The 24,754-nt window shown below is 72.6% G+C and carries 24 protein-coding genes; 17 read left to right on the top strand and 7 right to left on the bottom strand.

The window, feature by feature from the left end; genetic code table 11:
- Nucleotides 1-24 precede the first annotated feature (24 nt).
- The 6 genes from OG456_RS08965 (at nucleotide 25) to OG456_RS08940 (ending at nucleotide 3,559) form a co-directional block, all read left to right on the top strand.
- A complete protein-coding gene (locus OG456_RS08965) occupies nucleotides 25-228 on the top strand; it encodes a cold-shock protein (RefSeq protein WP_266558953.1) in 204 nt (67 codons plus the stop codon).
- Nucleotides 229-433: 205 nt separating this feature from the next.
- Complete coding sequence (locus OG456_RS08960) at nucleotides 434-1,897, top strand: DEAD/DEAH box helicase (protein WP_266558951.1); 1,464 nt, start codon at nucleotides 434-436, stop codon at nucleotides 1,895-1,897.
- Between the two features lie 149 nt (nucleotides 1,898-2,046).
- A complete protein-coding gene (locus OG456_RS08955; protein ID WP_266558949.1) occupies nucleotides 2,047-2,241 on the top strand; it encodes a hypothetical protein in 195 nt (64 codons plus the stop codon).
- A gap of 7 nt (nucleotides 2,242-2,248) precedes the next feature.
- The gene (locus tag OG456_RS08950) at nucleotides 2,249-2,560 is read left to right on the top strand and encodes an SCO5918 family protein (protein ID WP_266558947.1); all 312 of its coding nucleotides are present in this window, start codon (nucleotides 2,249-2,251) and stop codon (nucleotides 2,558-2,560) included.
- Between the two features lie 187 nt (nucleotides 2,561-2,747).
- Entirely contained in the window at nucleotides 2,748-3,089 is a 342-nt protein-coding gene (locus tag OG456_RS08945) for a MerR family transcriptional regulator (protein ID WP_266558945.1), read from the top strand.
- Between the two features lie 191 nt (nucleotides 3,090-3,280).
- A complete protein-coding gene (locus tag OG456_RS08940; RefSeq protein WP_266558943.1) occupies nucleotides 3,281-3,559 on the top strand; it encodes a hypothetical protein in 279 nt (92 codons plus the stop codon).
- A gap of 25 nt (nucleotides 3,560-3,584) precedes the next feature.
- Here the strand turns inward: OG456_RS08940 and OG456_RS08935 are convergent, their stop codons facing one another.
- Entirely contained in the window at nucleotides 3,585-4,568 is a 984-nt protein-coding gene (locus tag OG456_RS08935) for a helix-turn-helix transcriptional regulator (RefSeq protein ID WP_266558941.1), read from the bottom strand.
- Between the two features lie 169 nt (nucleotides 4,569-4,737).
- Here OG456_RS08935 and OG456_RS08930 point away from each other — a divergent pair, with 169 nt between their 5' ends.
- Both OG456_RS08930 and OG456_RS08925 read left to right on the top strand, forming a co-directional pair.
- Nucleotides 4,738-5,259, top strand: a complete 522-nt coding sequence (locus OG456_RS08930; protein ID WP_266558939.1) for a hypothetical protein — start codon at nucleotides 4,738-4,740, stop codon at nucleotides 5,257-5,259.
- 4 nt (nucleotides 5,260-5,263) lie between these two features.
- Nucleotides 5,264-5,869, top strand: coding sequence for a response regulator transcription factor (locus OG456_RS08925; RefSeq protein ID WP_266558937.1), 606 nt, complete (start codon nucleotides 5,264-5,266; stop codon nucleotides 5,867-5,869).
- 110 nt (nucleotides 5,870-5,979) lie between these two features.
- Here the strand turns inward: OG456_RS08925 and OG456_RS08920 are convergent, their stop codons facing one another.
- The 4 genes from OG456_RS08920 to OG456_RS08905 are packed head-to-tail and all read right to left on the bottom strand — an operon-like array spanning nucleotide 5,980 to nucleotide 11,163.
- Entirely contained in the window at nucleotides 5,980-7,095 is a 1,116-nt protein-coding gene (locus OG456_RS08920; RefSeq protein WP_100591197.1) for a 3-dehydroquinate synthase II, read from the bottom strand.
- Complete coding sequence (locus OG456_RS08915) at nucleotides 7,067-8,002, bottom strand: 2-amino-3,7-dideoxy-D-threo-hept-6-ulosonate synthase (RefSeq protein ID WP_266558933.1); 936 nt, start codon at nucleotides 8,000-8,002, stop codon at nucleotides 7,067-7,069. The genes OG456_RS08920 and OG456_RS08915 overlap by 29 nt, the downstream gene beginning before the upstream one ends.
- Entirely contained in the window at nucleotides 7,999-9,663 is a 1,665-nt protein-coding gene (locus OG456_RS08910; RefSeq protein WP_266558931.1) for a class I adenylate-forming enzyme family protein, read from the bottom strand. The genes OG456_RS08915 and OG456_RS08910 overlap by 4 nt, the downstream gene beginning before the upstream one ends.
- Before the next feature lie 42 nt (nucleotides 9,664-9,705).
- Entirely contained in the window at nucleotides 9,706-11,163 is a 1,458-nt protein-coding gene (locus OG456_RS08905; protein ID WP_266558929.1) for a multicopper oxidase family protein, read from the bottom strand.
- A gap of 263 nt (nucleotides 11,164-11,426) precedes the next feature.
- Between OG456_RS08905 and OG456_RS08900 the strand changes: the two genes are divergently transcribed.
- The 3 genes from OG456_RS08900 (at nucleotide 11,427) to OG456_RS08890 (ending at nucleotide 13,523) form a co-directional block, all read left to right on the top strand.
- Complete coding sequence (locus OG456_RS08900; protein ID WP_266558927.1) at nucleotides 11,427-12,983, top strand: SagB family peptide dehydrogenase; 1,557 nt, start codon at nucleotides 11,427-11,429, stop codon at nucleotides 12,981-12,983.
- 119 nt (nucleotides 12,984-13,102) lie between these two features.
- Nucleotides 13,103-13,279 carry a thiazolylpeptide-type bacteriocin gene (locus OG456_RS08895; protein WP_100591202.1) on the top strand — a complete coding sequence of 59 codons (177 nt, stop codon included), beginning with the start codon at nucleotides 13,103-13,105 and terminating at the stop codon, nucleotides 13,277-13,279.
- Between the two features lie 67 nt (nucleotides 13,280-13,346).
- Entirely contained in the window at nucleotides 13,347-13,523 is a 177-nt protein-coding gene (locus OG456_RS08890; protein WP_100591202.1) for a thiazolylpeptide-type bacteriocin, read from the top strand.
- Between the two features lie 104 nt (nucleotides 13,524-13,627).
- Here OG456_RS08890 and OG456_RS08885 read toward each other — a convergent pair whose 3' ends face one another.
- On the bottom strand, nucleotides 13,628-14,182 hold the full coding sequence (locus tag OG456_RS08885) for a hypothetical protein (RefSeq protein ID WP_266558924.1): 555 nt from the start codon (nucleotides 14,180-14,182) through the stop codon (nucleotides 13,628-13,630).
- Nucleotides 14,183-14,387: 205 nt separating this feature from the next.
- Here OG456_RS08885 and OG456_RS08880 point away from each other — a divergent pair, with 205 nt between their 5' ends.
- From OG456_RS08880 to OG456_RS08855, 6 genes are read left to right on the top strand one after another with little or no spacing between them, the layout of a single operon-like run.
- On the top strand, nucleotides 14,388-15,551 hold the full coding sequence (locus OG456_RS08880) for a hypothetical protein (protein ID WP_266558922.1): 1,164 nt from the start codon (nucleotides 14,388-14,390) through the stop codon (nucleotides 15,549-15,551).
- Nucleotides 15,548-18,109, top strand: coding sequence for a hypothetical protein (locus OG456_RS08875; protein WP_266558920.1), 2,562 nt, complete (start codon nucleotides 15,548-15,550; stop codon nucleotides 18,107-18,109). Before OG456_RS08880 ends, OG456_RS08875 begins: the two co-directional genes overlap by 4 nt.
- Nucleotides 18,106-19,755: a hypothetical protein gene (locus OG456_RS08870; protein WP_266558918.1), complete on the top strand. Its 1,650-nt coding sequence runs from the start codon at nucleotides 18,106-18,108 to the stop codon at nucleotides 19,753-19,755. Before OG456_RS08875 ends, OG456_RS08870 begins: the two co-directional genes overlap by 4 nt.
- On the top strand, nucleotides 19,745-21,682 hold the full coding sequence (locus OG456_RS08865; RefSeq protein ID WP_266558916.1) for a TOMM precursor leader peptide-binding protein: 1,938 nt from the start codon (nucleotides 19,745-19,747) through the stop codon (nucleotides 21,680-21,682). Before OG456_RS08870 ends, OG456_RS08865 begins: the two co-directional genes overlap by 11 nt.
- Complete coding sequence (locus OG456_RS08860; protein ID WP_266558914.1) at nucleotides 21,679-23,181, top strand: nitroreductase family protein; 1,503 nt, start codon at nucleotides 21,679-21,681, stop codon at nucleotides 23,179-23,181. The genes OG456_RS08865 and OG456_RS08860 overlap by 4 nt, the downstream gene beginning before the upstream one ends.
- Nucleotides 23,182-23,213: 32 nt before the next feature.
- The gene (locus OG456_RS08855) at nucleotides 23,214-24,104 is read left to right on the top strand and encodes a thiopeptide-type bacteriocin biosynthesis protein (protein WP_266558912.1); all 891 of its coding nucleotides are present in this window, start codon (nucleotides 23,214-23,216) and stop codon (nucleotides 24,102-24,104) included.
- Nucleotides 24,105-24,175: 71 nt separating this feature from the next.
- Here the strand turns inward: OG456_RS08855 and OG456_RS08850 are convergent, their stop codons facing one another.
- Complete coding sequence (locus OG456_RS08850; protein WP_266558910.1) at nucleotides 24,176-24,703, bottom strand: YceI family protein; 528 nt, start codon at nucleotides 24,701-24,703, stop codon at nucleotides 24,176-24,178.
- Nucleotides 24,704-24,754: the final 51 nt, after the last annotated feature.

Genomic DNA, 24,754 nt, shown 5'->3' with positions numbered 1-24,754 from the left:
GCACTGCCCCGAAGGAGATATGACATGGCTGCTGGCACCGTGAAGTGGTTCAACGCGGAAAAGGGTTTCGGCTTCATCGAGCAGGACGGCGGCGGCCCCGACGTCTTCGCCCACTACTCGAACATCGCCGCCCAGGGCTTCCGTGAGCTGCAGGAAGGCCAGAAGGTGAACTTCGACATCGGTCAGGGCCAGAAGGGCCCGACGGCTGAGAACATCGTTCCCGCCTGACGTCGTCGCTGACGCGTAGACCGTAGCTGGGGCCCGCACCTTGGGGTGCGGGCCCCAGCTCGTTGCTTTTCCGGGTGCCGTTCATGTTTTTGGCATCCAATTATTCGGCTCGTTCCTGCGATTCCCTGCGCTGTTCAAATGTCGCGGGAATTCCCTGACGCGTGCCGTGCATTTTCGTGCAGCGTCCAGGAAGGTTTTGCCGATCATGAAACGTACGTATGGGACAGGTCGAGGGAGTCGAGCCGGGCGAACGAGCCGGAGCGTGGTTTCCGGGGAGTTCGCGTTGCCGAAGACCGTTCGGCCGGGCCTCCCCGCGGTCGCGTCCTTCGGGGAACTCGCCCTGCCGGACGAGCTCCTGCGGATGCTCACCAGCCTCGGCATGAACGAGCCGTTCCCCATCCAGGCCGCGACCCTGCCGAACTCCCTCGCCGGGCGAGACGTGCTCGGCCGCGGCCGTACCGGGTCCGGCAAGACCCTCGCGTTCGGGCTCGCCCTCCTCGCCCGTACCGCCGGGCGGCGCGCCGAGCCCCGCAGCCCGCTCGCCCTGGTCCTCGTCCCCACCCGCGAACTCGCCCAGCAGGTCACCGAGGCACTCACCCCGTACGCGCGGTCGCTGAAGCTGCGCCTGGCCACCGTCGTCGGCGGCATGTCCATCGGACGTCAGGCCGGAGCGCTGCGCGGCGGCGTCGAGATCGTCGTCGCCACCCCGGGCCGGCTCAAGGACCTCATCGACCGAGGCGACTGCCGGCTCGACGAGGTGGCCGTGACGGTGCTCGACGAGGCCGACCAGATGGCCGACATGGGCTTCATGCCCCAGGTCACCGCCCTGCTCGACCAGATGCGGCCGGAGGGGCAGCGCATGCTGTTCTCCGCCACGCTCGACCGCAACGTCGACCTCCTCGTGCGCCGCTATCTGCACGACCCCGTGGTCCACTCCGTCGACCCGTCGGCCGGCGCGGTGACCACGATGGAACACCACGTCCTGCACGTGCACCCCGTCGACAAGCACGCGGCCACGACCGAGATCGCCGCCCGCGACGGCCGGGTCATCATGTTCCTCGACACCAAGCACGCGGTCGACCGGCTGACCCGGGACCTGCTCGGCGTCGGTGTGCGCGCCGCCGCCCTGCACGGGGGCAAGTCCCAGCCGCAGCGCACCCGCACCCTCGCCCAGTTCAAGAGCGGCCACGTCACCGTCCTGGTCGCGACCAACGTCGCCGCCCGCGGCATCCACGTCGACAGCCTCGACCTCGTCGTCAACGTCGACCCGCCCGCCGACCACAAGGACTACCTGCACCGCGGCGGCCGTACGGCCCGCGCCGGGGAGTCCGGCAGTGTCGTCACCCTCGTCCTGCCCAGCCAGCGCCGCGACATGAGCCGGCTGATGCGCGACGCCGGGATCACCCCGCAGATCGCCCAAGTCCGGGCGGGCGAAGCCGAGTTGAGCCGCATCACCGGGGCGCGGGCGCCGTCCGGTGTGCCGGTCGTCATCACCGCGCCGGTGATGGAACGCCCTCGGCGCAGCGGGGCGAGCACCCGTGGCCGCCGCAGCCATTCCGCCGAGGCCCGGCGCGCCGCCGACCCGAGGCGCGCCGCCGACCAGCCGCGCACGGGGCAGGGCGCGGGAGCCTTCCGGCACTCCGCGCCCCCGGTCGCCGCGGCATCCTGACCTGTCACGCCACGGCCCGTGGCCCCGCCCCGTCCCGCCATCCCCTAGGAGGCACTTTGACACTGGTCGAGACACATCCGCGCAGGACGGCCCGCCCCCCTTCGGGGGCAGCGTCCCTGAGGCCGTCGGGACCTCACGTCTGGGCCGACATGACCGTCGAGGTCGCCCTGTCCGTCCTCGACAGCTCCCGTGCCGGCCAGCTCCTCCTCTGCGACGAGGACGGCCGCTGCACCGGTACGGTCAGCCGTGCCGAGCTGAGCGCCGCGCGCGGCAGCGCCCGCTACACCGATCGCACCCAGCTGCGGGACATCGTCCACAGCTCCGGACCGTCCCTCTCCCTGTGAGGCCCTCATGCGCTGTGTCATCGCCAGATTCCCCTTCGACCTGTTCAGCAGTGACGTACTGGACGCGATGAAGGGCGTCAAACCCGAACCCGTCACCGGCGACTCCGTGGTCATCGGGCGGCGCCGCTACCCCGTCAAGCAGGTCGGGGCCGTCATCACCCGGCAGGACCGGCGCGACTTCACCTCCGCCGAGGTGGTCAGGGCACTGACCGCGCTCGGCTTCACCTGTACCGAGGTCTCCGCGAGCGGCTCCGCCGGGGCTGAACTCACCCCGCTCCAGGCCGCGTCGGCGCTGATGGGCCTGCCGGCCTCCGCGTAGACACGCCACCGCCGGCCGTCGAGGCCGGGCGGTGCCGAGGGCCCCGACCGATGAACCGATCGGGGCCCTCGGCGTGTGCGCGGCCCGGCGGCGGCGTGGCCTCGCGGACGCATGGTGTTCAATTTGGCCGGGGCGCGGCGGCCGCGACGGCGCCGGGGCCCTTCCATGTGCCCCTCGACGAGGTGAGATGACAGCAGAAGAACCGCTCGGCCGTCTCGACGACGACGACCACCCCGCCTTCACGATGGGACGGGCCGCCGAGATGATCGGCACCACGCCCGCGTTCCTGCGGGCCCTCGGCGAAGCGCGCCTGATCACTCCGCTGCGGTCGGCCGGCGGACACCGCCGCTACTCCCGCTACCAGCTGCGTATCGCGGCACGTGCCCGCGAGCTCGTCGACCGGGGCACCCCCGTCGAGGCTGCCTGCCGCATCATCATCCTCGAGGACCAGCTCGAGGAGGCCCTGCGCATCAACGCGGAGTTCCGCCGCGCGGCGGCCGGACCGGACGCCGGGGCCGAGGGCCGATAGGCCCCACCCGAAGACCCAGCCCCTCAGGCAACTCCCTGCCATGCAGCTTCCTGGCGTGGCCGGATGCGGACAGTGGGGGTGGCGCGGTGATTATCTCTAGGCACGCAGTCGGAACGGCCGAGACGGACCGGACCGGCGCAGGTCAGCGCATCGAACGTACGCCGCACCGTACTCGCGAATGGAGACCTCTCATGTCCCGTGCCACCACCCGCTGTACCGTCCTCGCCGCCGCCGTACTCGGCGGGATCCTGTGGGCCGTGCCCGCGCAGGCCCTCCCCTCCGGGGCCACCGGGCACGGAGCCGACGCTCCGAAGGCGGCCCCCTCCTCCGCCGACGACTTCGTGTGGCCGACCCCGCCGGCCCGGCCCTTCGACTTCGTGTGGCCGAGCCTTCCGCAGAACCTGCCCGGCCTGCCCGGCATACCCGCCTCGCCCGACGACTTCGTCTGGCCCGTCACCCCTCAGCGGTGAGTGCGATGCGGACGACGACGCCCCGTCAGATCCACTCCCTGCGCGTGGCCTGCACGCCGGCCTCGAAGCGGCTCGACGCACCGAGGCGCTCCATCAGCTCGGCCATGATGCGGCGCTCGGTGCGCACCCCGATACCGAGGGCACGGGCCACGGCCTCGTCGGTGAGACCCGTCGCGAGGAGCTGGAGGAGCTTGCGCTCCTGCGGGGTCAGCCCACCGGGCAGGGCGTCGCCGGGCCGGTCGAGGGGGCAGGAGTGCTCCCAGTACGCCTCGAACAGGGCCCGCATCGCGAGGACCACCGGCTGGCTGCTGAACAGCAGCGCGGACGGCTGGGCCTGACCCGGCAGACCGGCCACGATCGCCGCGGTGTTGTCGACGACGAGCAGCCGCATCGGCAGCGTCGGCGAGGTCCGGATCTCGCTGTGCCGCTCCGCCATCCACTGCGCGTGCGCCTTGGTGACGCGGTCGTTGGCGACGCTGTCGAGGTAGATCGACCGGAAGCGCACCCCCCGCGCGAGCGCCCGCTCGTTGAGGGGGCGGCCGGCCTCGATCGACTCCTGGGTCAGCGCGTTGACCGGATGGAAGGCGAGGGACTCGCGCACGCAGGACTCGGCGAGCGCCTCCAGACGGATACGGATGTCGTCGACGTTGTCGAGGTGTTCCGTGCCGTCCAGGGTGTTCGACCAGCCGGACGCCGTGTACTCGGCGGCGAGCGCGGCCAGCGCGGCGCGGTTCTGCTCGATGCGCTGCTGGCGCCAGGCCAGTTCGTTCTGCTCCCGCTGGAGGAGGACCTTCAGGCCGAGCGACGGGTTCACCGCCCGCAGCCGGCCGGGGGAGTCCGTCGAAGGTGCGAGGAGGGAGAGTTCGGACAGCCGGTCCAGGGCCGCCTCCACCGCCTCCGGTGTGCAGTCGAGTAAAGCGGCGAGGCGCTTCGGATCGTGTTCCTTGTGGAACAGAATCGCGCGGTAGACGCCGAGCGTCTGCTGATCCAGTGACGAGACTTCGTCCACGTGGTGTTTCCCCCTTGAACCACGGTTGAACGTTTATTCAGCGCCAACTCAAGGCGCCTGAACTCCACTTCATCAGGGCGCGCCGCGTTCCCGGCGACGCGCACGTTTCAAGCCGTACACAGATTCCGCACGTTACCTGCTCATCGTATTCCGCGAACAGGGAGTCCTCGTGTCCCACGCAGCGTCCTACGCACCCCCGCCGCTCGACGGCTGCGTCGTCCTCGTCGTCGACGCCACCACCGGCACCGGACGGGTCGTCACCGCGCGGCTCTGTGCCGCCGGGGCCGCCGTCGCCGTCGTCGGCGCGGGCCATCGGGGCCGGGGGGACGACGCGGCCACCAACGCAGCCTTCCTGTGCAAGGAGCTGGCCGACATCGGTCTCGTGGCGCTGCCGTACCAGGTGGACGCCGAGGACACGGAGGCGGTGCTCGCGCTGCCGGCGCAGATCGCCGCCGACATCGGTCCGCTCACGGCCGCCGTCGTGATCGTCCCGGCCGAGAACGCCCCGTACGGCCTCGCGGACACGTTCCGCGCGGTGTCGGCCGCCGTCGTGGCGGGCCTGCCCGTCCACGCCGTGCACATCGAGATCGACCACGAGGCCCGGGCCGAGGAACTGGCCAGGTCGGTGGTCGACCGGCTGCTCGGCACGTCCGAGTCCGAGCCTGAGTCCAGTACATCGATACGGGGGTAGAGAGATGTCCGTACGCGTGGTCGTAGCAGGTGATCACCAGCTGGTCCTCGAAGCGTTCGCCGAGACGCTCAACGGCACCAACGGCCTCGACGTCGTGGGGCTCGCCACGACCTACGAGGCCGTGCTGCCCGCCGTCGAACGGCACCGGCCGACCGTGCTGCTCCTCGGGGAGCCCACCATGGGCGGCAAGGCGCTGCGGGCCGCGACCGATGTGCGCGCGCAGCATCCCAAGTGCGGCGTCGCCCTCATGGTCGGAGCGGCCACCCCCGCGGTGGTCGACCGGGCCGTCGCCGCGGGCGCGCTCGGCATCGTCCCCAAGAACGCGCGCCTGCCGCAGCTGATCACCACCCTCATGGGCGTCGCGGGCGGCTGTCTCACCGTCGACCCGGCGCTGATGCGGCCGCCCACAGCCGGTGAATCGGCGCTCAGCGTAAGGGAGATGGACGTGCTGCGCCTCACCGCCGGCGGCGCCACGGTGAAGGAGATCGCAGGCGAGCTGTATCTCGCCGCGGGGACCGTACGGAACCTCACCTCGGCGGCCATCAAGAAGCTCGGCGGCCGCAACCGGTTCGACGCGGCGCGCATCGCGAGCGAGCACGGATGGCTGTGAGACCGGGGCGGCCCGGGGCCGGACGCGCGCCGGCCCCGGCACGGGGTGTGCCGGGGCGGGGCGTCCTGGTGCGAGGCGTACGGGCGCTGCTCACGCGCGTACGGGCGCTGCTACTTCTCCAGGCAGAACTCGTTGATCGGGTAGCCGACATGGCGGTCGGCCGTGGGCAGATGGCCCAGGATCGTGTCGCCCGGCTTGAGTTCGGTGCTGTTGAGGACCGAGGCGCCGGGGCCGAGGACGCGGACGTGCCAGTCGTCCTGGAGGATCAGGTTGACCGTCTGGCCGTTGGGCGCGACCGCGTCGATGGAGATCAGCGGACGGGTCTCGATCTTCACCCGGCCGACGCTGACGGGACGCGTGCGGCCCTTCACGTCGACCGCAAGGACCGAGCTGCCTGCGTGCAGTTCGCTCAGGTAGTGGGTGCGCCCGTGCTGCGCCACGGTGTACGAGTGCAGCGCGCCGGCGTTGACCCGGAAGGGGCGCGTCGGCATGTACGGCAGCGGGTGGGTCTCGCTGACGCACAGCACCATGCCCTTGGAGTGCGAGCCGACGAGGATGCCCTCGTCCTTGCGGAAGTGGGTCGTCGTGTCGACGCAGGCACGCTCACCCATCCCGATGTGCGTGGCGCCCGTGACCGTCAGCTCCACCAGCGGGATCTCCCCGCCGCGCGAGGTGGCCGCGGTGCGCAGGGCGGTGGCGTCGCCCACGGTGCGGCCGCGCATCAGGACGCCGTCCGAGCCCAGTTCGAGCACGCCGTAGACGATCTCGGCCTCCTCGTTGTCGGCCGCGGTCGTGACGATGGAGCCCGGGGCACCGGTGGCCGCCGCGATGACGATCTCCAGCGGGATCTTCGTCGGGTCGCGGAAGTCGAGGACGCTCCACGCCTCCAGGCGCGCCGCCAGGCAGGCGTCCTCCAGGGTGTCGGCGTCGACGATCTCGACGTAGCGGCCGAACTCGACGTCGGGGTGTGCCGCGACGAGCGGGGCCCGCTCGTCCTTGCCGCCGGGCACGATCACCAGGTCGGCCTCGCCGAGGTCGGCGGGGACCGAGGCCGCCCCGTCCTCGAACAGCAGGATCTTGCGGACGGTCGGGGGCAGACCGGTGAAGGCGGCCGGGTCGGCGGCGACGACGCCGTCGATCCGCTGGTGGACGGCCTCTTCGAGGATGGCGGCGGTGGCGGTGCCGGCGTCGCGGATGTCAAGCCAGCACAGTTTTGCGTCCGTCATGATGCGGACCTCCTGTCAGTTCGTGGGAGAGCGGGGCGATGGTCGGTGCGTCGAGGTGGTCCGGGGTGAGCCGGGCGTCGCTGTCCGTGTCGGCGGACGCGGTGAAGGGGCCCGGCCCGAAGTGCTGTTCGGGGAAGTGGTGGACGAGCCGGGCGACCTTGGCGGCGAGCCTCCTGGGGTCGGCGGCCTGGAAGATGTTTCGGCCCATCGCCACGCCGCCGGCGCCGCCGGCCAGGGCGTCCCGCACGTACGCGAGGACGTCCTCCTCGTCGGCGAGGGCGGGGCCGCCCGCGACGAGCACCGGCACCGGGCACGCCGCCGTCAGGTCGAGCATCTCCGCGGTGGAGCCGAGGAAGACGGTCTTGACCAGGTCGGCGCCCAGGTCGGCGGCGATCGTCACGGCGTGCGCGACGAGCTCCGGGTCCCGGGGGTCGGTGATCCGCGGGCCACGCGGGTACACCATGGCGAGCAGCGGCAGGTTCCAGCGGTCGCAGGCGTCGGCGATCCGGCCGAGGTCGCCGATCTGCTGCCGCTCGTCGTCGGAGCCGAGGTTGACGTGGACGCTGACGGCGTCCGCGCCGAGGCGCAGGGCCTCCTCGACGCCGGCGACGACGTACTTGGCGTTGGGGTCGAGCGCCTGGCTGGTGCTCGCGTTGAGGTGGATGATCAGGGACATCGCGGCGAACCGCTCCGGACTGATGTGCCGCACACTGCCCTTGTGCACGACGACGGCGTCCGAACCGCCGGCCGCGAGGCGGCCCGCGAGATGGTCGAGTGACATGCCCTTGGACACCACGGGACCGTCACTGATCGAATGGTCGAGAGGGGTGATCATCAGGCCGGCCGTGCTGTGGCGGTAGAGCCGCCGCAGCCGCAGCGACCGGGCGAAGTGGCCGTATGCGGTCATGAGACGCCCTTTCTGGTTCGCGGGATGGCGTGATCGGGCGGGGCGCCCGTGCCGCGTACGCGGACGGGGCCGTCCCGCGCGGTGGCTCCGCGCGGGGAGCTGGTGACGGGCGCCGGCGCCGTCCCTGAGCGCTCGGGTGTGGACGACACCCGGCGCAGATACGCGCGGTCCGGCTTGCCCGACGGGGTCAGCGGCAGCTGCGGCCAGACGGAGATCCGGACCGGGGTGTGCTCCGGAGTCAGCGTCGCGGCCACGTATCCGCGCAGGTCGCACGAGGTGCGGGCGGCGCCCGAGTGCAGTTCGACGGCGGCGTGCACCTGCTCCACGTAGTCGTCGTCCCGCACGCCGAAGACCGTGGCCTGGCGTACCTGCGGATGCTTGAGGAGCGCGTCCTCGATCGCCGTGGGGTCCAGCTTCAGACCGCCGTGTTTGATCACGTCGCCGACGCGTCCGTCGAGCCGCAGATAGCCGTAGCGGTCCCAGTGCCCGAGGTCACCGGTGCGCAGCCAGCCGTCCCTGAGGGTGGCGCCGGTCAGCTCGTCGTCGTCCAGGTAACCGGCCGTCACCGTCGGGGAGTTGACCCACAGCTCGCCCGTGACGCCCCGTTCGACCTGTGGTCCGCCTCCGGGCGTCCTGATCTCCAGGCGCACCCAGGGGAAGGTCCGGCCGACCGAGCCGAGCAGTTCCGGCTCCCGGTGGTCGAGTGGGTTGAGGCTGCTGATGCCGCCCGCCTCCGTGGTGCCGTACACCTGGATGAGGACGTCCCCGAAGAGGCGGACGGCCCGCTCCACGCGGCCCGGGGCCGCCGGGGTGCCGCTGTAGGTGATGCGGCGCAGCGAGGACAGGTCGGCCGTGTCGATGCCCGGATGGTCGAGCAGCCGGTACAGGTGGGGGACGGCCAAGTACACGTCGGTGACGCGCTGCCGGGCGAAGGCACGCAGTACGTCGTCGGGGTCGAAGCCGTCGTGGAGCACCACCGTTCCGCCGCCCGACAGGACGGCGTCGGCCATCGGCGCCGTCGTGTGGCTGATCGGTGTGACGGACAGGAGCGTCGCGGGTCCCCGGGGATCGAGGCCATGGGCGAGGCGGTCGACGAGCTCCTCACGGGTGCCGAACTGCTGGGCGACCATCTTGGGCCGGCCCGTGCTGCCGCTGGTGAAGTCGACGACGGAGAGCGTGTCGGGCCGCGGCGGCGGCAGCCGAACCGGATCGAGGGCCCGGGCGGGAGCCCCGCGCGGGATCGGCAGCACGGTGAGCCCCGGCAGACGGTGGGACAGCCAGCGCCCCCGCTCGGCACTCTCCTCGTCCACCAGCAGGAGCAACGCGCCCAGATCGCGCAGGAGTCGGGTCTGCGTGCCGAGCGAGAACGTCTCCGTGTCGGTCCTCGGGTTCATCGACCGTACGTAGACGGAGGTGGCCCCCAGGAGGTGGACGGCGTACCGGGCGCTGAGCATCAGCGGATGGTTCGGCCCGGTCAGGACTGCCACGGTGTCGCCCCGTCCGACCCCGTGGCCGTACAGCAGGGCCGCGGTGCCGTGGACGGAGTCGCTCAGCTCACCGGCGGCGACGGTGCCGTCCGGCCGGTGCAGGACCGCGCGGGACGGATCCCGTTCGAGCGCGTCGAGAATGCGGCGGACGTACGGGCTTGATCGTGCGGCCATGTTCCCCCCTTTCTCCAGCAATTCGGTGTGCGAATGGGCAGTTCAAGAGATCTTCATTTGCGCCATCATTCCCATGGCGCTGTGGTCGATCATGTGGCAGTGGTAGGGATAGACGCCCTTGTGCGTGTCGAAGGTGAGCTGGAGTCTGGCCGTCTGCCCCGGAAAGAGCAGCACGGTGTCCTTGAGGCCGGCCTCCGCCGGATAGACCGGCTGCCCGTCGCGTTCGAGAATGCGGAACTGCACCAGGTGCGTATGGAAGTTGTGCGGAATCGTGGTGCTGGTGTTCGTGACCGTCCAGACCTCGGTGTCGCCCCATTTGACGTTCGTGTCGATGCGGCCGGCATCGAAGGTCTTTCCGTTGATGTAGGCCTTGTCGCCGGTGCCGGGCTCGTCCATCCGCAGCTCGAAGCTGCGCTCGACGGTCGGCTTCGGCAGGGCGGGCAGGGTGGTGAGAACGTCGGGCACGCGACTGGTGTCGGGCGTCTTCTCGCCGACGTCGAACCGCATGATCTGGCCGACGAGTTCGGTCGGTCCCGGGCCCAGCATGTTCTGGAGCGTGAGCTGGGTGCCGGGCGCGTACCTGGAGAAGTCGACGACGAAGTCGGCGCGTTCACCGGGGGACAGGACGAGGACCGGGGTGGCGGCGGGTGCCGGGAGCAGGCCGCCGTCCGAGCCGATCTGGGTGACCTGGCTGCCGTCGTTCAAGCAGAGGATGAAGATGCGCAGGTTGCATGAATTGAGCATCCGGAAGCGGTACTTGCGCGCCTCGACCTTCATGTACGGCCACGGGGCGCCGTTGACCAGGATGGTCGTCCGGTTCTCCGCGTCGTCCATCGTGTAGACCATCTGGCCCGCCGCGTCGAACTGGGCGTCGCGCAGGATCAGCGGTACCTCGTAGCGGCCGGACGGCAGGCCGAGCCGGTCCTCCGTCCGGTCGCCGAGCAGGTAGAGACCGGAAAGGCCCCGGTAGACGTGCTCGGACTCCATGTGGTGGGCGTGGTCATGGGTCCACAGCGTGGCCCCGACCTGGTCGTTGGCGTAGACGTACGTCCTGGAGCGGCCCGGCGCGATCGTGTCCATCATGCCGCCGTCGTGCTCCACGGGGTTGCTGCCGCCGTGCAGGTGGACGGAGGTCGGCATGTCCAGGGCGTTGATCTGCCGGACCACCGCGGTGCGGCCCTTGCGGGCCCGGATGGTGGGGCCCGGGAAGGTGCCGTTGTAGGTCAGCACGTCCGTGCGGGTGCCGGGCAGGATCTGGTGGCTGGTGCGGCTCATGGTGACCGCGTAGTAGTCGGCGGTGCTCGTTCTCCGGTACGGGGCCAGGACCTTGGGCACGGGCAGCGGGACCGCGAACGGCGTGACGGCCGGGGCGCCGGCCGCCGTTGCCGCGTTCGCGGATCCGCCCGACGTCAGTGTCTGGAAGAGCCCTCCCGCGGCGCCCACTGCGCCGACGGCACCGGTGGTGAGACCGAGGCGTATTGCATGACGACGTGTAAGCACGGCGGGGATTCCTTAACTGAGGTCGTTCGGCCGACTTGCCCGGCCGGATGGTGAATTCGTCTTCCGAGCATGCGGACAAGGGCGCGGAATTCCGAGGGATCGAAGCGCCTCGGTGACGGGTGTCATGGCCGCCGATGGTGTACGTCACCGATTTCACGCGAGACAGGGGGAGGGGTTCCCGTTCGGCGTGACAGTGATTTCCGGAGTACGCCCTCGACCGCACGCGGACTGGGCAAGTCGCCTCGAAGGAACCGGAGATCAGCATGCAGACCGAGAAGACGGCGAAATCACCGCCGCGTACCGCGCCCGCGTTCCGCGCCGACGTCCGGGTCCTCTTCGACGGGGAGTCGGCGACCCTCGCGGGCCCCGCCACCTCGCTCACCCTGCGCCCGGTGCGCGGCGGCATCCGCACCGCGCTCGGCCGGCTCGCCGAAGGGCCGCGCCCCATGGGCGAGTTGCTGGACGGGCTGCGGGCCGCCGAGGCCGTCCAGGTGGAACGGCTCCTCGACCGCGCGGGCCATCTCGTCGCGCGCAGCGTCCTCACCCGGGGCGGCCCCGCCGACCGCAGGGAGCTCCTGCGCATCGAGCCCACCGCGCGTGACGCCGAGCACCGGATCGCCGTGGTGGCGCCGGGCACGACCGTGCGCCTCTCCCGCTTCGCGTTCTGCCGTACCCGCGAGGGCGTACTGGTCCTGGAGTCACCGCTCGTGAAGTTCCGCGCGGTGCTCGTGGACCGAGCGGCCCGCGAACTGGTCGCCGCCCTGGGCGAACCCGCCGCGGCCGGCGCGCTCGGCACCGGCCTGCGCGAGGACGACGCCCTCGACGCGCTCGCCCACCTCGTGGGCGCCGGCTTCGTCGAACCCGCCGACGAGGACGGCACGTTCGCCTCCGACACGGAGCCGACGCTGCGTCAGTGGGACTTCCACGACCTGCTGTTCCACTCCCGCGTCCGCTCCGGGCGCTACGACGACGTGTTCGGCGCCGTCTACCCGTACCGCGGCGAGATCGACCCCCAGCCCGCCGTGAAGCCCGCCCCGGACGGACCGGCCGTGGACCTGTACAGGCCCACGCGCGAAGAGATCGCCGGGCGCGACCCGTCCCTCACCGCCGCCCTGGAGACGCGCCGCTCCATCCGCTCCTACGGAGAGGGGGAGTTGACGGCCGAGCAGCTGGGCGAGTTCCTCTACCGGGTCGCCCGCGTCCGCGCCCACTACACCCCCGAGGACGGCAGCGGCCGCGACGAGGTCGTCTCCCGCCCCTATCCCAGCGGCGGCCAGGGCTACGAACTGGAGCTGTACGTGACCGTGCGGCGCTGCGCGGGGCTCGACGCCGGCATCTACTACTACGACCCCGTCGCGCACCGCCTCGTCCTCGTCAACGACGCGGAGACGGACCGGGAGTCCCTCTTCCACGTGGCGTCGCGCGCCACCGGGATGGAGGCACGCCCCGACGTGCTCATCACCGTCACGGCGCGCTTCCAGCGCATGGCGTGGAAGTACCGCGCCATCGCCTACGCCACAACGCTGCGGCACACCGGTGTGCTCTACCAGACCATGTACCTGGTGGCGACGGCCCTCGGCCTCGCCCCGTGCGGCCTGGGCAACGGCGACGCCGACATGTCGGCCCGTGTCCTCGGCCTCGACTATCTGAAGGAGTCGTCCGTAGGCGACTTCCTGCTGGGCAGCCGCAGCCCGGACGACTCCGTGGCCGGCGATCCCGAGGCGGGCTGGGCCATGCTCAACAGCCCGGAATGGTCGCTGCCGGTTAATTCCCCCGTGATAAATGTCAGCGAGGGGGCGCAAAGGCTGGCCACCGAATGACCGGCCGAGCATTATTAATTGCGCAGCCACCGGTTGCGGAAAGAAAAAAAGACCCCCCGGAAATCTCCGGGAAGGTCCCGCCGGGGAATCCCCGGGAACTCCTGAAAGGAATGCATCACATGAGCATCAACGACATCAAGAACGGTGACGACGCGGAGAAGGCGTTCGACAGCTTCGACGTCGACGAGCTGGAGACCCTCGAGGTCGCGCAGGGCGTGGCCCTCCCGGAGATGGGTGCCTCCAGCGGTTCGATCGGCACCTCGTCGTCCTCTTCGTCGACCTGCTCCGCCTGCTGACTTCCCCTCACCCACCGCTCATCCACCCCGCGAAGCCACTTCGCGGAAACCGGAAGGAATGCATCACATGAGCATCAACGACATCAAGAACGGTGACGACGCGGAGAAGGCGTTCGACAGCTTCGACGTCGACGAGCTGGAGACCCTCGAGGTCGCGCAGGGTGTCGCTCTCCCCGAGATGGGCGCCTCCAGCGGTTCGATCGGCACCTCGTCGTCCTCGTCCAGCACCTGCTCCGCCTGCTGATCCACCGTTCCAAAGGATGCGCCCATCCAGCCGGGAGCTGGATGGGTACATCCTTTTGTGGGGACCTTTCGCGGGCCCCGGCCGGGGCCCGCCGCGTTCCTGCGTCAGCCCCGCACGGCGACGTGGAACGACGAGGCCCACAGCACCAGCGCGGCGCCCAGGCCGACCACGACACGCACGGTCTCCATCGTCGTGCCGGTCGCGGCGACCACCAGGCCGGCCACCGCGACCGCGGTCAGGAAGACGGCCGTCCACTTGTACTGCCACTGGTCGAAGAGGCGGGCGAGCGGGAAGAAGTGCAGGCCCACGACCAGGCAGATGCCGGGTGGGATCAGCTCCGGGTGGCCGCTCGCGTTCGATGCCGCGATCACCACGAAGATCGCCACCAGCTCGGCCATGTTCACCATGCCGACCCCGCGGTTCCACTTCTCCGGGAGCCGCACCATGCGCGAGGCCGGGCCGGCCCCGCCACGGAAGGCCAGGACCACCGCCACGACGGTCACCGCGGCGGCGAGCACGCCGACCGTCACCGAAACCCCCACGGCATTTATGCCGGAGCCGCCCGCAAAAGCCCACACCAGGGCAAAAACCGCGAGGACGATGGCCCCGCGGCGGCGCAGATTCTGCGTGAGTGCAAGGCACTCCGTGTCCGTAGTCATGGCCGGAGGGTACAGCGATCTTGGCGCCTGCCCGGCAGTTTTCGGCCAACCCGTCCGTGACTCGGCGGATGCCCGTGTCACGAAAGCGGTGACGTATGTAAGCGGCCGCCCCGCATTCCCTTTCCGGGCGCAAGTCGCCGCCACAGAATTCCAGTCAAAACATTCCGCAAGATCTGTTGAAGATTTCCTGGAAGGTGCGAAAAACATGGGGGTTGAAGCGCCGGAGCGCACTGCCGTGAAGCCGGACTCCGCCGGCCTGACGGGAGTGCGGCTCCACACACGGATGCCGGTGACACCGGCGTGGCTCGCCCGGCACGTCGTGCCGGTCGCCCGCGCCCTGAGCGAACGGGGCGCTCCCGCCGTCCAGTTGAGGCGCGGCTGGCTGCACGGCCCGCACGTCGACGTCCTCGCCCTCGCGGTGCCGGGCGGCCCCGACTGGACCGAGGTCGCGGACCTCCTCGACGCCGGTCCGCTCGACCCGCCGCGCGCCCTGACCGAGGAGGCGTACCTGGAGCAGGCCCGCGAGTTCGGCCGGCTCGAAGCGGTGCAGCCGCCCTACCTCCCGCTGCACGAGCACGGCGCCGTCTCACGGGTGAGCCCCGCCGACACGGCGTCCCGTGAGCCGCGCCTCGACCAGTTCCGCACCGTTGTGCTCGGCGCGCTCAACAAGCCCCTGCTGCGCATGATCGACGGCATCGCGGCCGAGCCCGCCACCGCCACCGTGCGGCTCGCCGAGGCGTTCGCCGCCCTCGTCGACACCCACTTCCTCGGCCCCGCCTACGGGGTGTTCTCGCCCCGCTCCCACGTGGAGGCGTTCCTCGCCTGGGCCGCGCCCACCAAGGACGTCAGGCCCGTCTTCCAGGAACGGCTCGCCAAGGACGCGCCCCGGCTGCGTACCGTCGTCGAACAGCGCCTGTCCGGCGAGGTGTCGGCCGGTGCCGCCGAGTGGCGGACCGCGTTCGCGTACAGCTCCGGCGCCCTGGAGAGCGCCGTCGCCGCCGGGACGCTCACCCTCGACCTGCTCGACTCCGTCACCGACGGCGTGGACCGCAGCGAGATGGGCCCGCCCGGAGCGACCCGCGTCGTCCCGCAGGGCGACCAGCCCGACAGCGACTTCCACCGCGCCGTCGGCGAGTCCGGAGTGGTCGCCGACCCCTCCCGCTGGTTCGCCGCCTTCCGCCTCCTGACGAACCTCTTCTACGAGCAGCTGCCGCTCCTGACCGTCTCGCCGATGCAGCGCTACTACATGTGCTTCGCCATCGCCGAGACCGTCGACGACGTCCTCGGCGTGTCCTGGCAGGACCGCCTCAACGACCGCCGGGACCGCATGACCGGCACGGCGGCCGACCCGACGGGAGTCACGCGATGACCGGCCCGACCACACCCGAGTCCCTCTGGTTCCTGCGGGTCAACCCGCTGCGCCGCACCCGCCTCGCCGACCCGGCCCAGCGCCGCACCCTCGCCGAACTCGCCGCCGCCGAAGAGGTGCTGAGGCAGGCTGCGGACGCGTGCTCCGACGAGCTGTACCACCGCATCGGCGCCGCCGCCGACGACGCCGAGCGCCGTGACCTGATCGCGCTGCGCCGCTCCATCCACAACGGCCGCGCACCCAAGAAGCCGCCGGCCCCCACGCCCGCCGTCACCGAGTGGCTGGCCGCGCGGGACGCCAGGGAGCGGCTGCGCGACGCCGTCGTCGAGGGCTACACCGAGGCCGCCGACCGCGAACGGGCGGGCCTGGCCGCCCTGTTGGGCGACGACGACCTGCTGCGCTCGCTCGCCCTGGTGGCACCCGAGGTCCACCAGGAGGCCGAGCGCTACCGCGCCGCCGTCCTCGGCCCCGGCAAGGTCTCCGCCCGCACCCGCAAGTCCGAGCGCGGCCTCATCCAGTACGTCACCCGGGCCATGGTCCGCACCAGCCCGCTGTCCCGGTTCACCGCCGTAGGCATCGCGGAGCCCGACCCGGCCGGGGTCGACCCCGGCGACGTCCCCTTCGGGGGCGCCACCGCCTTCCCCGGGCTCGACCGCGTCATGCTCGGCTACGTGCTCGGGGGGCTCTCCGTCGCCGACACCGCGGACCTCACGGACCTGTGGGTGGGCATCCCGCCCACCTCGGCGCCCGACCCCGAGGCCGGCAAGCTGTTCTTCCTGCGGCTCAGCGACGCGGGCATGCGCCGCCTCGCCGTACCCCTGGACGGGCCCGTCGGCGACCTGCTCGACGCGGTGTCCATGGGGCCGCGGCTCTTCCCCGCCGTCGTCGCCCACGTCGCCGAACGCGCCGGCATCCCGGCCGAGGCCGCCGACAAGCGCGTACGGCAGGCCGTGGGCCAGGGCCTGCTGTGCACCTTCCACGAGGCCGAGGACGGCTCCGCCGACTACGACGACCTCCTCGCCCCCGACGACCCGCGCGCCACCACCCTCGCCGCCGGGATCCGCGCCGGACTGCCCCGCCTCGCCGACGCCCCGGCGCCCGAACGGGGCGGTGTGCTGGCCGAGTTGCGCGGCGACCTCGGCAAGCTGAGCCACCTCGCCGGGCGGCCCGCCCAGATCACCGTCGAGGAGGACTACGTCATGCCGCCGCTTAAGGTGGCGACCCGGCAGTGGCACAAGCCGCTCGCCGACCTCGGCCCGGCCGTCGAGCTCCTGTCCGTCTTCGACTGGCTGCACGACGTACGCGTCCTGATGACGGCCGCGTTCGTCGAACGGTTCGGCGCCGGGGCCAACATCCCGCTCGCCGCGAACGCTGCGTTCGTCGTCGGCGAGGTGTCCCGGCGCGCCGCCGCCATGGACGCCGTGTACGGGCCGCACGGCACGGGCGACCCGTCCGCACTTGCCGGCATCGGCCCAGCCGACGGCTCCCTGGAGCGCATGTACCTGCTGCGCCGCGAGCTCACCGAGGCCGTCCACGCGCGCCTGTCCAAGACCGTCGACGCCGGCGACGACACCCTCGTCCTCACCCCCGACGACGTGGCGGGCCTGACCGCGTCCCTGCCCGACCGCTTCCGCCAGGACCCCCTCATCTACGGCGTCCTCCTCCAGGAGGGCGACGGCAGGCTCGTCCTCAACGACGGACTGCCGGGCCACGGCATGCTCTACGCCCGCTTCCTCGACGCCGACCGCCGCATGGGCGGCCGCGCCCTGCCCCGCCTCGCCGGACACCTCCAGCGGGAGTACGGCTTCGACGGCGCCCGCGTCACCGAGGACCTGGGCCTGCACCGCCTCAACGTCAACGCGCACGCGCCGATCCTGCCCGGCGGCCTCACCCCCGAGGACTGGTTCACGCTGCGCCTCGCGCACGACCCGGACACCGACACGCTGCGGGTCGAGGACGCCGACGGCGCGCCCCTGCGCGTCCTGCCGCTCGGCACGGGCCACCCCGGCCTGTTCCCGCCGCCCCTGTCCGTCGCCTCGGGCCTCGCCATCAGCGGGCGCCTCTTCAACAGCCTGCCCAACAGCTGGCACGCGGCGACGCCGTGGGACCGCGCCACCACCAGGACCGCGCCTCGCATGGCCGTCGGAGACGTCCTCATCGGGCGCCGCCGCTGGTACGGCGGCGACGAACTCACCACCGCGGTCGCCGCGGGACCCGACGAGCACGACCGGCTCCTCGCGCTCAACGCGTGGCGCGCCCGGCACGGCGTCGCCGAAGAGGTCGTCATCAAGAACGCGCCCGAGGACGAGGGGCCCCTCTCGGTGGGCGCCCCCGACGTGCAGTCCAAGCGGCTCCAGCAAAAACCGCAGTACGTCGACCTGACCAGCGCCCTGAGCGCCCGCGTCCTGCCGCGCATGCTCGACCGGCGCGGCGCCGACGGCTGCTACCTGGAGGAGGCGCTGCCGTCCGTCGTCGACGGCACGCACGCCACCGAGTGGGTCGTCGAGGTCGGCCGCGACGCCGGCGGACGCTTCACCTACCGAGGGGGACAGGCATGACGAACGCCAAACTCAAGGCCCGCCCGGACCTGCACTTCGCGCCCGTTCCCGGCGGCGTCTACCTCAGCGGCACGCGCGGCCAGGTCGTCCTGCGCGGCTCCGACGTCCTGCACGCCGTGGCCGAGGGCTGCGTCCCCCTCCTGGAGAACGGCGCGAGCGAGGACGAACTCGTCGCCGAACTCGGCACCGAGCGCTCGCGGTCCGCCGTACGCCACCTCGTCGGCAAGCTGCGCGACGCGGGGCTCCTGCTCGACCCCGACGCGTTCACCGCCCCCGAGCCGTCCGCCGAGGAGCGCGCGCCGCACGCCGAGTCCGTCGCCCGTCTCGAAGCCCGCCTCGACGACCCGTACGCCGCGTTCGCCCGACTGCGCGCCGCCCGGGTCCTCGTCACGGGCCCGCCCGAGGCGACGGGCCCGGCGGCGCGCGGGCTGCGCCGGGCCGGGGTGGGGGAGGTGACGGTCATCGAGGCGCGCGGTTCGTCCGACCACGTGGACGAAGGTGCTGACGCCGTACTGGAGATCCGGACCGCGGTCGATGATGCGGAGTCCGAACTCCCCTATGTGAAACACCACTTGACCGTCCTCCTCGGCGACACGGTGCATGTCGTGGGCCCCGTTCTCGTGGGTGGTCCCGAGGGCGCCGGGATCTTCCGTGAGCGGGTCCTGTCCTGGACGGACGAGGGCGACGGGTCCGTACCGCGCCCGGTCGCCGACGCCGTCGCCGGGGCCCTCGCGGGGCAGCTGCTCATCGACACGCTGACAGGGACGGCGGACGCGGGCGAGGCCCACGTCGTGCACGGGGCGGACCTGGTCTCCGACCGGGTGACCGTCGGGGGAGCCCGCATGGCGGCCGCGACCGGCCGGCCGGGCTCCCTCCTCACCGACGTCCCCTCGACACCGATGCCCGAACCCGAGGACGCGCGCGCGTCGGCCGTGGCCCTCGCCGGACGCTGGACCGGACTGTTCGCCTACACCGCCGACGAGGACCTGCCGCAGATGCCGCTCGCCCTGCGCGCCGTGGAACAGCGCGGGGAGCGGGCGGGCAGGGTCGTCGCCTGGGGACCGCACCAGGAGGCCGCGACCGTCGCCGCCGCGCTGCTCGCCCTGCGGGACCGCGTCGCGGGGGCGGCCGCCGGACTGACCGAGGAACACTGGCTGCTCGACGGCGCGCTGCGGCTGCTGGCCCCGCGCGCGGTGGAGCTTGCCGGGGCCGACGCGACGCCCGACGCCGAAGGGCGGCGCATCCTGTCCGTCCTCCGGCAGCTCGTGGACGGCGAGCCCCGGCTCGCGCTGCGTCACGTCCCCGGCGTCGACTGGCGTCTCGCCGAGGTCACCACGGCGGCCGGTGAACTCCTCGGCACAGGCTGGGGATCCACCCCCCAGGAGGCGCTGCGCACCGCCCTGTGCGAGGCCGTCGCCCACGCGCAGACGGACCGGCCGGGCCGACTCTCCACGGACGCCCTGCTGTTCGCCGACCCGGCCGCCATCGGCACTCTGCGCGCACAGCTCATCGCCCACGCCGACACCCTCGGCGTCGCCTTCGTCGGCCACGCCGTCGCGGCGGACCCGGTGCTCGGCGAGATCCCCTTCTGGTACGGGCCGGTCGAGGCCGCAGAACGCACGCGGGAGACCCACGATGCACAGTGACACGGCGGACACGACGGACACGATCACCGCGCGGCGCGCTCCCGACGCGTACGACGACGAGATCTGGCGTGACGTCTGCGCCGGGCTCAGCGCCCCGGCCGTCGCGGACGGCGTGAGCGTCTCCGTCCGGCGCGGCTGGGACCTCGGCTGGGAACGCCAACGCCTCGACTCGGCACGGGAGTCGGGCCGCCCGCATCTGTCCGTGCGCGTCCACGGCGACGAGGTTCTCGTCGGACCGCTGTGGGCTCCGGGCACCGATGCCGGGTGCGCGGGCTGCGCCGAGGTGCGCGAGCGCACCGTCGTCGACCATCCCCTGGTCGGCGACCTCACCCACGCGACCGCAGGCCCCGCGCCGTCCGAGGCGCTGCTGCCCGAACTGCTCCGGGCGTCCCTGGAGCATCTGGCGCGGCGGCCCCTCGGCCCCGGCGAGCTCTACGCCGTCTCGGCGCGCGGCCTGCGTCGCCACCGCGTCGCCCGCAGCTTCCACTGCCCGCTGTGCGGCCCGGAGAAGGGCGAACTCGGCGCAGCGGACGAGCCGTTGCCACTCGCGCTGCGCAGCCGGCCGGCCTCCCTGGGCGACCCGACCCGATCCGGCGACAGCCGTCTCGTCGAGCGCGGCCTGCTGCGCGAGCGCCTCGTCGACGACCGCTTCGGCCCGGTCCGCGCCATCCTGCGCGAGTCCCGCACCCCGTTCGCGATGAGCATGGCCGTCGTGCCGGACGCGCCGGCGATGGGCCACGGCCGCGCCAGGACGTTCGCCGAGACCGAGCCGGTCGCCGTCCTGGAGGCGTACGAGAGGCTCGGCGGATTCCCGTACGACATCCCGGTCCTCACGGACCGCGCGTACACGGACGTCGCCGAGCACGCCGTGGACCCGGCGACCCTCGGCCGGTACACGGACGAGCAGCTGGCCCACCCGACGAGCCGGGTGACCCCGCACACGGCCGACACCCCGATGGACTGGGTGTGGGGCCACGACCTCGACGACGGGCGGGCCCTGCTCGTTCCCGCCGACCACGCCTTCTACCAGTACGAGTACGCGTTCCGCAGGGACCGGCGCGCCGCGAGGGCCGTCGGGCCGCACGAGCGCAAGCACTACTTCTACGAGTCGTCCAGCGGCTGCGCCGTCGGCGCGAACCTCGAAGAGGCCGCGCTGCACTCGCTGTTCGAGCTGGCCGAGCGCGACGCGTTCCTGACCTCCTGGTACCGGGCCGCGCCGCTGCCGCACATCCCGCAGAGCTCGATCACCGACCCGACGAGCCGCGCCATGATCGAGCTGATCCAGGCGCGCGGCTTCGACATCCATCTCCTGGTCGCCACGCGGGACATCGCGCTGCCCGTGGTCTGGGTCCTCGCCGTCAACCGCCTCAACCCGTTCCCCGCGACGTTCTCCTCGGCCGGGTCCGGCGCGGACCCGCAGTCCGCGATCCGCGGCGCCCTGCGCGAGGTCGCCCAGCTCGTCACCAACCCGGTCGACTGGACCAGGGAACAGGTCGACGCCATGGCCGAAGACCCCTGGCTGGTCCAGGAGCTGGAGGACCACGTCCGGTTCTCCTCGATCCCCGAGACGCGCGAGCGGGCCACGGCCGCGCTCGGCGGCCCGAGCGTCACCCTGGACGAGGCGTTCCCCGACTGGCCGCGGCGACTCGCCGACGCGTCGGGCGGCGATGTGCGGGGCGCCCTGGACCTCGTGCGCTCCCTGTTCGCCGACGCGGGCCTCGACCGGATCGTGCTCGTCGACCAGACGAGCCGCGAGCACGCCGACGCGGGCATCCACGTCGCGCGCGCGGTCGTGCCCGGCATCCTGCCGATGTGCTTCGGCCACGCACAGCAGCGCCTGGCGGGCCTGCCCCGCCTGGAGGCGGCCCTGCGCGGCACGGCCCAGGAGCACCGGACGTCCCCCTACGACCCCCACCCGTTCCCGTGACCGCGCCCGCGCCGGCCCGGCGTTCCCCCGTGGAACTGCCGGGCCCCGAAGGCGACAACAGCATCGCGCGCGAACCCCTGTGGTACGCGTACGGCGCCGGAGCCGACCGGCCCGAGCCGCCCCCGTGGACCTGGACCCCGGAACCGCCCCCGGACACACACGTCCCGCCCGAGCCTCCGCGCGCGGGCGCCCCGCGCGAGACCCTCCCACTCGGCACGGTCGACCTGCTGGAGGCCATGCCCTACCCCGCGCTGCCGCCGCCGCGCGACGTGCCGGACCGCCTGGCCCGCGCGCTGATCACCGCGTTCGGCCCACAGCGCCGCGAGCCCGAGAACCCGTACAACGACCACCGCCCCTACGCCTCCCCGCGCTGCCTCTTCCCTGTGCACGCCTTCGTGGCCGGGGGCAGTGGCGGGGCGCCTTGGCGTGTCCTCGATCCCGGCCGGTACGCGCTGACCGGTGAGCCGGGAGGGGGCGCGCCGCGCCGGATCGCCCTCACCGGCCGCTACACGTCGATCCCGGCCGCCTACAAGTGGTTCAGGGGCTCGCTGGTCGCGCTCGAACTCGGCATCGTTCTACGGGCGTTGGGCGTGGGCTTCGAGCTGTTCGACGTACCCGTGCGGCTTTCGCTGCCCGGGCCCAACGGGCATGAACTCCTCGGGGACCTCGGGCTCGACCCGGCGTGGGAGTGGTCGCTGCCGCTCACCCTCGACGTCGGCGACCCGGCCCCGGTCCTTCCCGTACGGCGTCGCGCCGCCGTCCCCGACCTGCGCGACCCGTCCCTCGCCGACCTCGTGCGCGTCAACCGGCAGCAGACGTACGACAGTTCACCCGTCCCTGTCGGGCGCGCGATCCCGCGGGACCTGCCTGTCTCGCGCACCGTCCCGAACTGGGCGGAGCTTCTGTGGCAGCGGCACTCCGGGCGCATGCCCCGCGCCCTGCACGGCATGAGCGGCCGCCGCGCCCGGCTCCCCGCCGAGGCGTTCGACAGTGCCCTGCGGTGGCTCGCCGTCCCGCCCCCGGGGCCCGACCTCGCGGCGGCCTTCGACGCGGTGAACGTCACCGCCGTCGTCCAGGGCGTCGACGGCCATGAGGACGGGGTCCACCGCGCGGTCCCGGGCGGTGCCCGCCTGCTGCGCGCCGACCCGGAAGCGCCCGTCCGCCTGGAGGCGCACTACGGGTACGGCGTCTCGCCCGTCAACGGCTGCCGCATCCGGCACGCGCCCATGACCGTGTTCTTCTCCGTGCGCCCCCGCGACCTGTTCGCCCGTTCGGGCCCGGCCGGGTGGGGCGCCGCACAGCACGCCGTCGGCTGGGCCGCCCATGGCCTGTGCCTCTCGGCGGCGGCCTCCGGCCTCTTCGCCCGGCCCGTCCGCGCGTTCAAGGAGATCCCCACGCAGCGCGTCCTCGGCCTCGACCCGGACGAGACGATCGTCCTCTCCGTCGTCGTCGGCGCCCCGCAGGACTCGGGCGGCGCACTCCTGGACCTGCGGCTGTGACCGCCCACGCCCCGACCACTCAGGGAGATCTCATGACATGGAGCTCGTGGCACCTCCACCTCGCCACCACCGCCCGGTCCGCGCACGACCGCGTCCTGACGGACGTGATCGGCCCCACGATCGGCGAACTCGCCCCCGGCACCTCCTGGTTCTTCATCCGCTACTGGCAGGCAGGACCCCATCTGCGGCTGCGGATACGGGACTTGGAGCCGGATGCGTATGACCGCGTCGAGGAGGTGCTGCGCGTCCGGCTCGCCGACGCCGGCACGCTCGGGCCCGGCGAGGAGCCGCTCGACCCCGGCGCCTACCTGGAAGGCGCGGGAGCGCTCGCCTCCGCGGGCGAGCAGGGCGACGACCGGCACGTACGGGCCATGCTGGCGCCCGGCGTCCACCGCGCCGACTACGACCCCGAGTTCGACCGCTACGGCGGCCCCGCCCTGATGCCCGCCACCGAGGACCTGTTCCGGCTCTCCAGCGAGCTCGTCCTGCGCCTCGCGCAAAAGGCTCCCGCGCAGGCGCAGCGATCCCTGCTCGCCCTGCGCGGCACCATGGCCGCCGCCGCAGCCCTCGGTGACACCGCCGAACGCGGCTACTTCTACGCACACGGCCTCGGCGCCTGGCGGGCCTGGGCCGGGGAGGCCGGCTACCCGGACGAGCTCCTCGACTCGCTGACCACGATCACCCGGGACGCCGGGGCCAAGCCCGTGGACCCGCTCGCCCACGGCCCGTTCGCCCACTGGCACGACGGACTCGCCGCCCTCACCGGCGACATCCGGGAGAAGTCCCCGACCCACCCCGGAATGATCCTCTTCTCGCACGCCCACATGCTCCACAACCGCCTGGGCCTGAGCCTCCTGGAGGAGCTGCGCAACTACGCCTGGCTGGCGTATGTCTTCCCGGTCGCGGAGGGCGCCCTCGCCTGATCCGGGAGCACGCACGACGAGGCCCGGTCGGTGATTCACCGGCCGGGCCTTCGTGTGCTGCCGCACACGGATCAGGCGCGCACGAACACCGCCGTCACCCGCACCCGCAGCCGGGGACCCACCATCGCCCGCATCGCGCTCACGCCGCACGCGTGCCGGTCGACCGTCGCCGACGCGCGGACGACCGTGCGGGCGCCCTCCGGGACGACCTCGTCGACCGTCAGGACCAGCTGCACCGCACGGCCCTTGACGGACAGCAGGCCCGACACGGTCCAGGGCTCGCCCGCGGCGAGGGCCTCACCGTCGAAGCGCAGGAGCGGGTGGCGCTCCGTGTCGAGGAAGGCGGGGCCACGGACAGCGTCGTCCCGGCGCGGGTTCCCGGTCGTGAAGCCGGCCGCGTCGAGGGCGACGTCGAGGTGCCCGAGCCGGCCGTCCCCGTCGAGTTCCGCGGCGCCGGAGCGCACCGGCATCGACCCGGTCACCGGGAGGAGGAGAAAGTGCCGGCCGGTGAACTCGAAGGAGCTGGCGGAGGGTTCGAGGGTCCAGGCGCCGGCGAGGTCGGCCGGCACGGGGCGCGTGTGCGGTTCGGTGAGCGACATGCGAGGGGGGTTCCCTTCGGGAAGTGGGGGGTGGGGTGGGGTGCCGAGGGG

Origin of the sequence: Streptomyces sp. NBC_01446, assembly GCF_026340095.1 — a bacterium.
In the GTDB taxonomy this organism is placed as follows: Bacteria; Actinomycetota; Actinomycetes; order Streptomycetales; family Streptomycetaceae; genus Streptomyces; species Streptomyces aureus.
The sequence above is the reverse complement of the archived record's forward strand: the minus strand, read 5'-3'. Positions and strand labels throughout refer to the sequence as shown.

Excerpts from the sequence above, each read along its gene's own strand:
- OG456_RS08850 (WP_266558910.1), bottom strand. The coding sequence starts at position 24,703 with ATGTCGCTCACCGAACCGCACACGCGCCCCGTGCCGGCCGACCTCGCC.
- OG456_RS08900 (WP_266558927.1), top strand. The coding sequence starts at position 11,427 with ATGCAGACCGAGAAGACGGCGAAATCACCGCCGCGTACCGCGCCCGCG.
- OG456_RS08950 (WP_266558947.1), top strand. The coding sequence starts at position 2,249 with ATGCGCTGTGTCATCGCCAGATTCCCCTTCGACCTGTTCAGCAGTGAC.
- OG456_RS08965 (WP_266558953.1), top strand. The coding sequence starts at position 25 with ATGGCTGCTGGCACCGTGAAGTGGTTCAACGCGGAAAAGGGTTTCGGC.
- OG456_RS08865 (WP_266558916.1), top strand. The coding sequence starts at position 19,745 with ATGCACAGTGACACGGCGGACACGACGGACACGATCACCGCGCGGCGC.
- OG456_RS08875 (WP_266558920.1), top strand. The coding sequence starts at position 15,548 with ATGACCGGCCCGACCACACCCGAGTCCCTCTGGTTCCTGCGGGTCAAC.
- OG456_RS08870 (WP_266558918.1), top strand. The coding sequence starts at position 18,106 with ATGACGAACGCCAAACTCAAGGCCCGCCCGGACCTGCACTTCGCGCCC.
- OG456_RS08895 (WP_100591202.1), top strand. The coding sequence starts at position 13,103 with ATGAGCATCAACGACATCAAGAACGGTGACGACGCGGAGAAGGCGTTC.
- OG456_RS08890 (WP_100591202.1), top strand. The coding sequence starts at position 13,347 with ATGAGCATCAACGACATCAAGAACGGTGACGACGCGGAGAAGGCGTTC.
- OG456_RS08910 (WP_266558931.1), bottom strand. The coding sequence starts at position 9,663 with ATGGCCGCACGATCAAGCCCGTACGTCCGCCGCATTCTCGACGCGCTC.
- OG456_RS08925 (WP_266558937.1), top strand. The coding sequence starts at position 5,264 with ATGTCCGTACGCGTGGTCGTAGCAGGTGATCACCAGCTGGTCCTCGAA.
- OG456_RS08955 (WP_266558949.1), top strand. The coding sequence starts at position 2,047 with ATGACCGTCGAGGTCGCCCTGTCCGTCCTCGACAGCTCCCGTGCCGGC.
- OG456_RS08885 (WP_266558924.1), bottom strand. The coding sequence starts at position 14,182 with ATGACTACGGACACGGAGTGCCTTGCACTCACGCAGAATCTGCGCCGC.
- OG456_RS08855 (WP_266558912.1), top strand. The coding sequence starts at position 23,214 with ATGACATGGAGCTCGTGGCACCTCCACCTCGCCACCACCGCCCGGTCC.
- OG456_RS08940 (WP_266558943.1), top strand. The coding sequence starts at position 3,281 with ATGTCCCGTGCCACCACCCGCTGTACCGTCCTCGCCGCCGCCGTACTC.
- OG456_RS08880 (WP_266558922.1), top strand. The coding sequence starts at position 14,388 with ATGGGGGTTGAAGCGCCGGAGCGCACTGCCGTGAAGCCGGACTCCGCC.
- OG456_RS08915 (WP_266558933.1), bottom strand. The coding sequence starts at position 8,002 with ATGACCGCATACGGCCACTTCGCCCGGTCGCTGCGGCTGCGGCGGCTC.
- OG456_RS08945 (WP_266558945.1), top strand. The coding sequence starts at position 2,748 with ATGACAGCAGAAGAACCGCTCGGCCGTCTCGACGACGACGACCACCCC.
- OG456_RS08920 (WP_100591197.1), bottom strand. The coding sequence starts at position 7,095 with ATGACGGACGCAAAACTGTGCTGGCTTGACATCCGCGACGCCGGCACC.
- OG456_RS08960 (WP_266558951.1), top strand. The coding sequence starts at position 434 with ATGAAACGTACGTATGGGACAGGTCGAGGGAGTCGAGCCGGGCGAACG.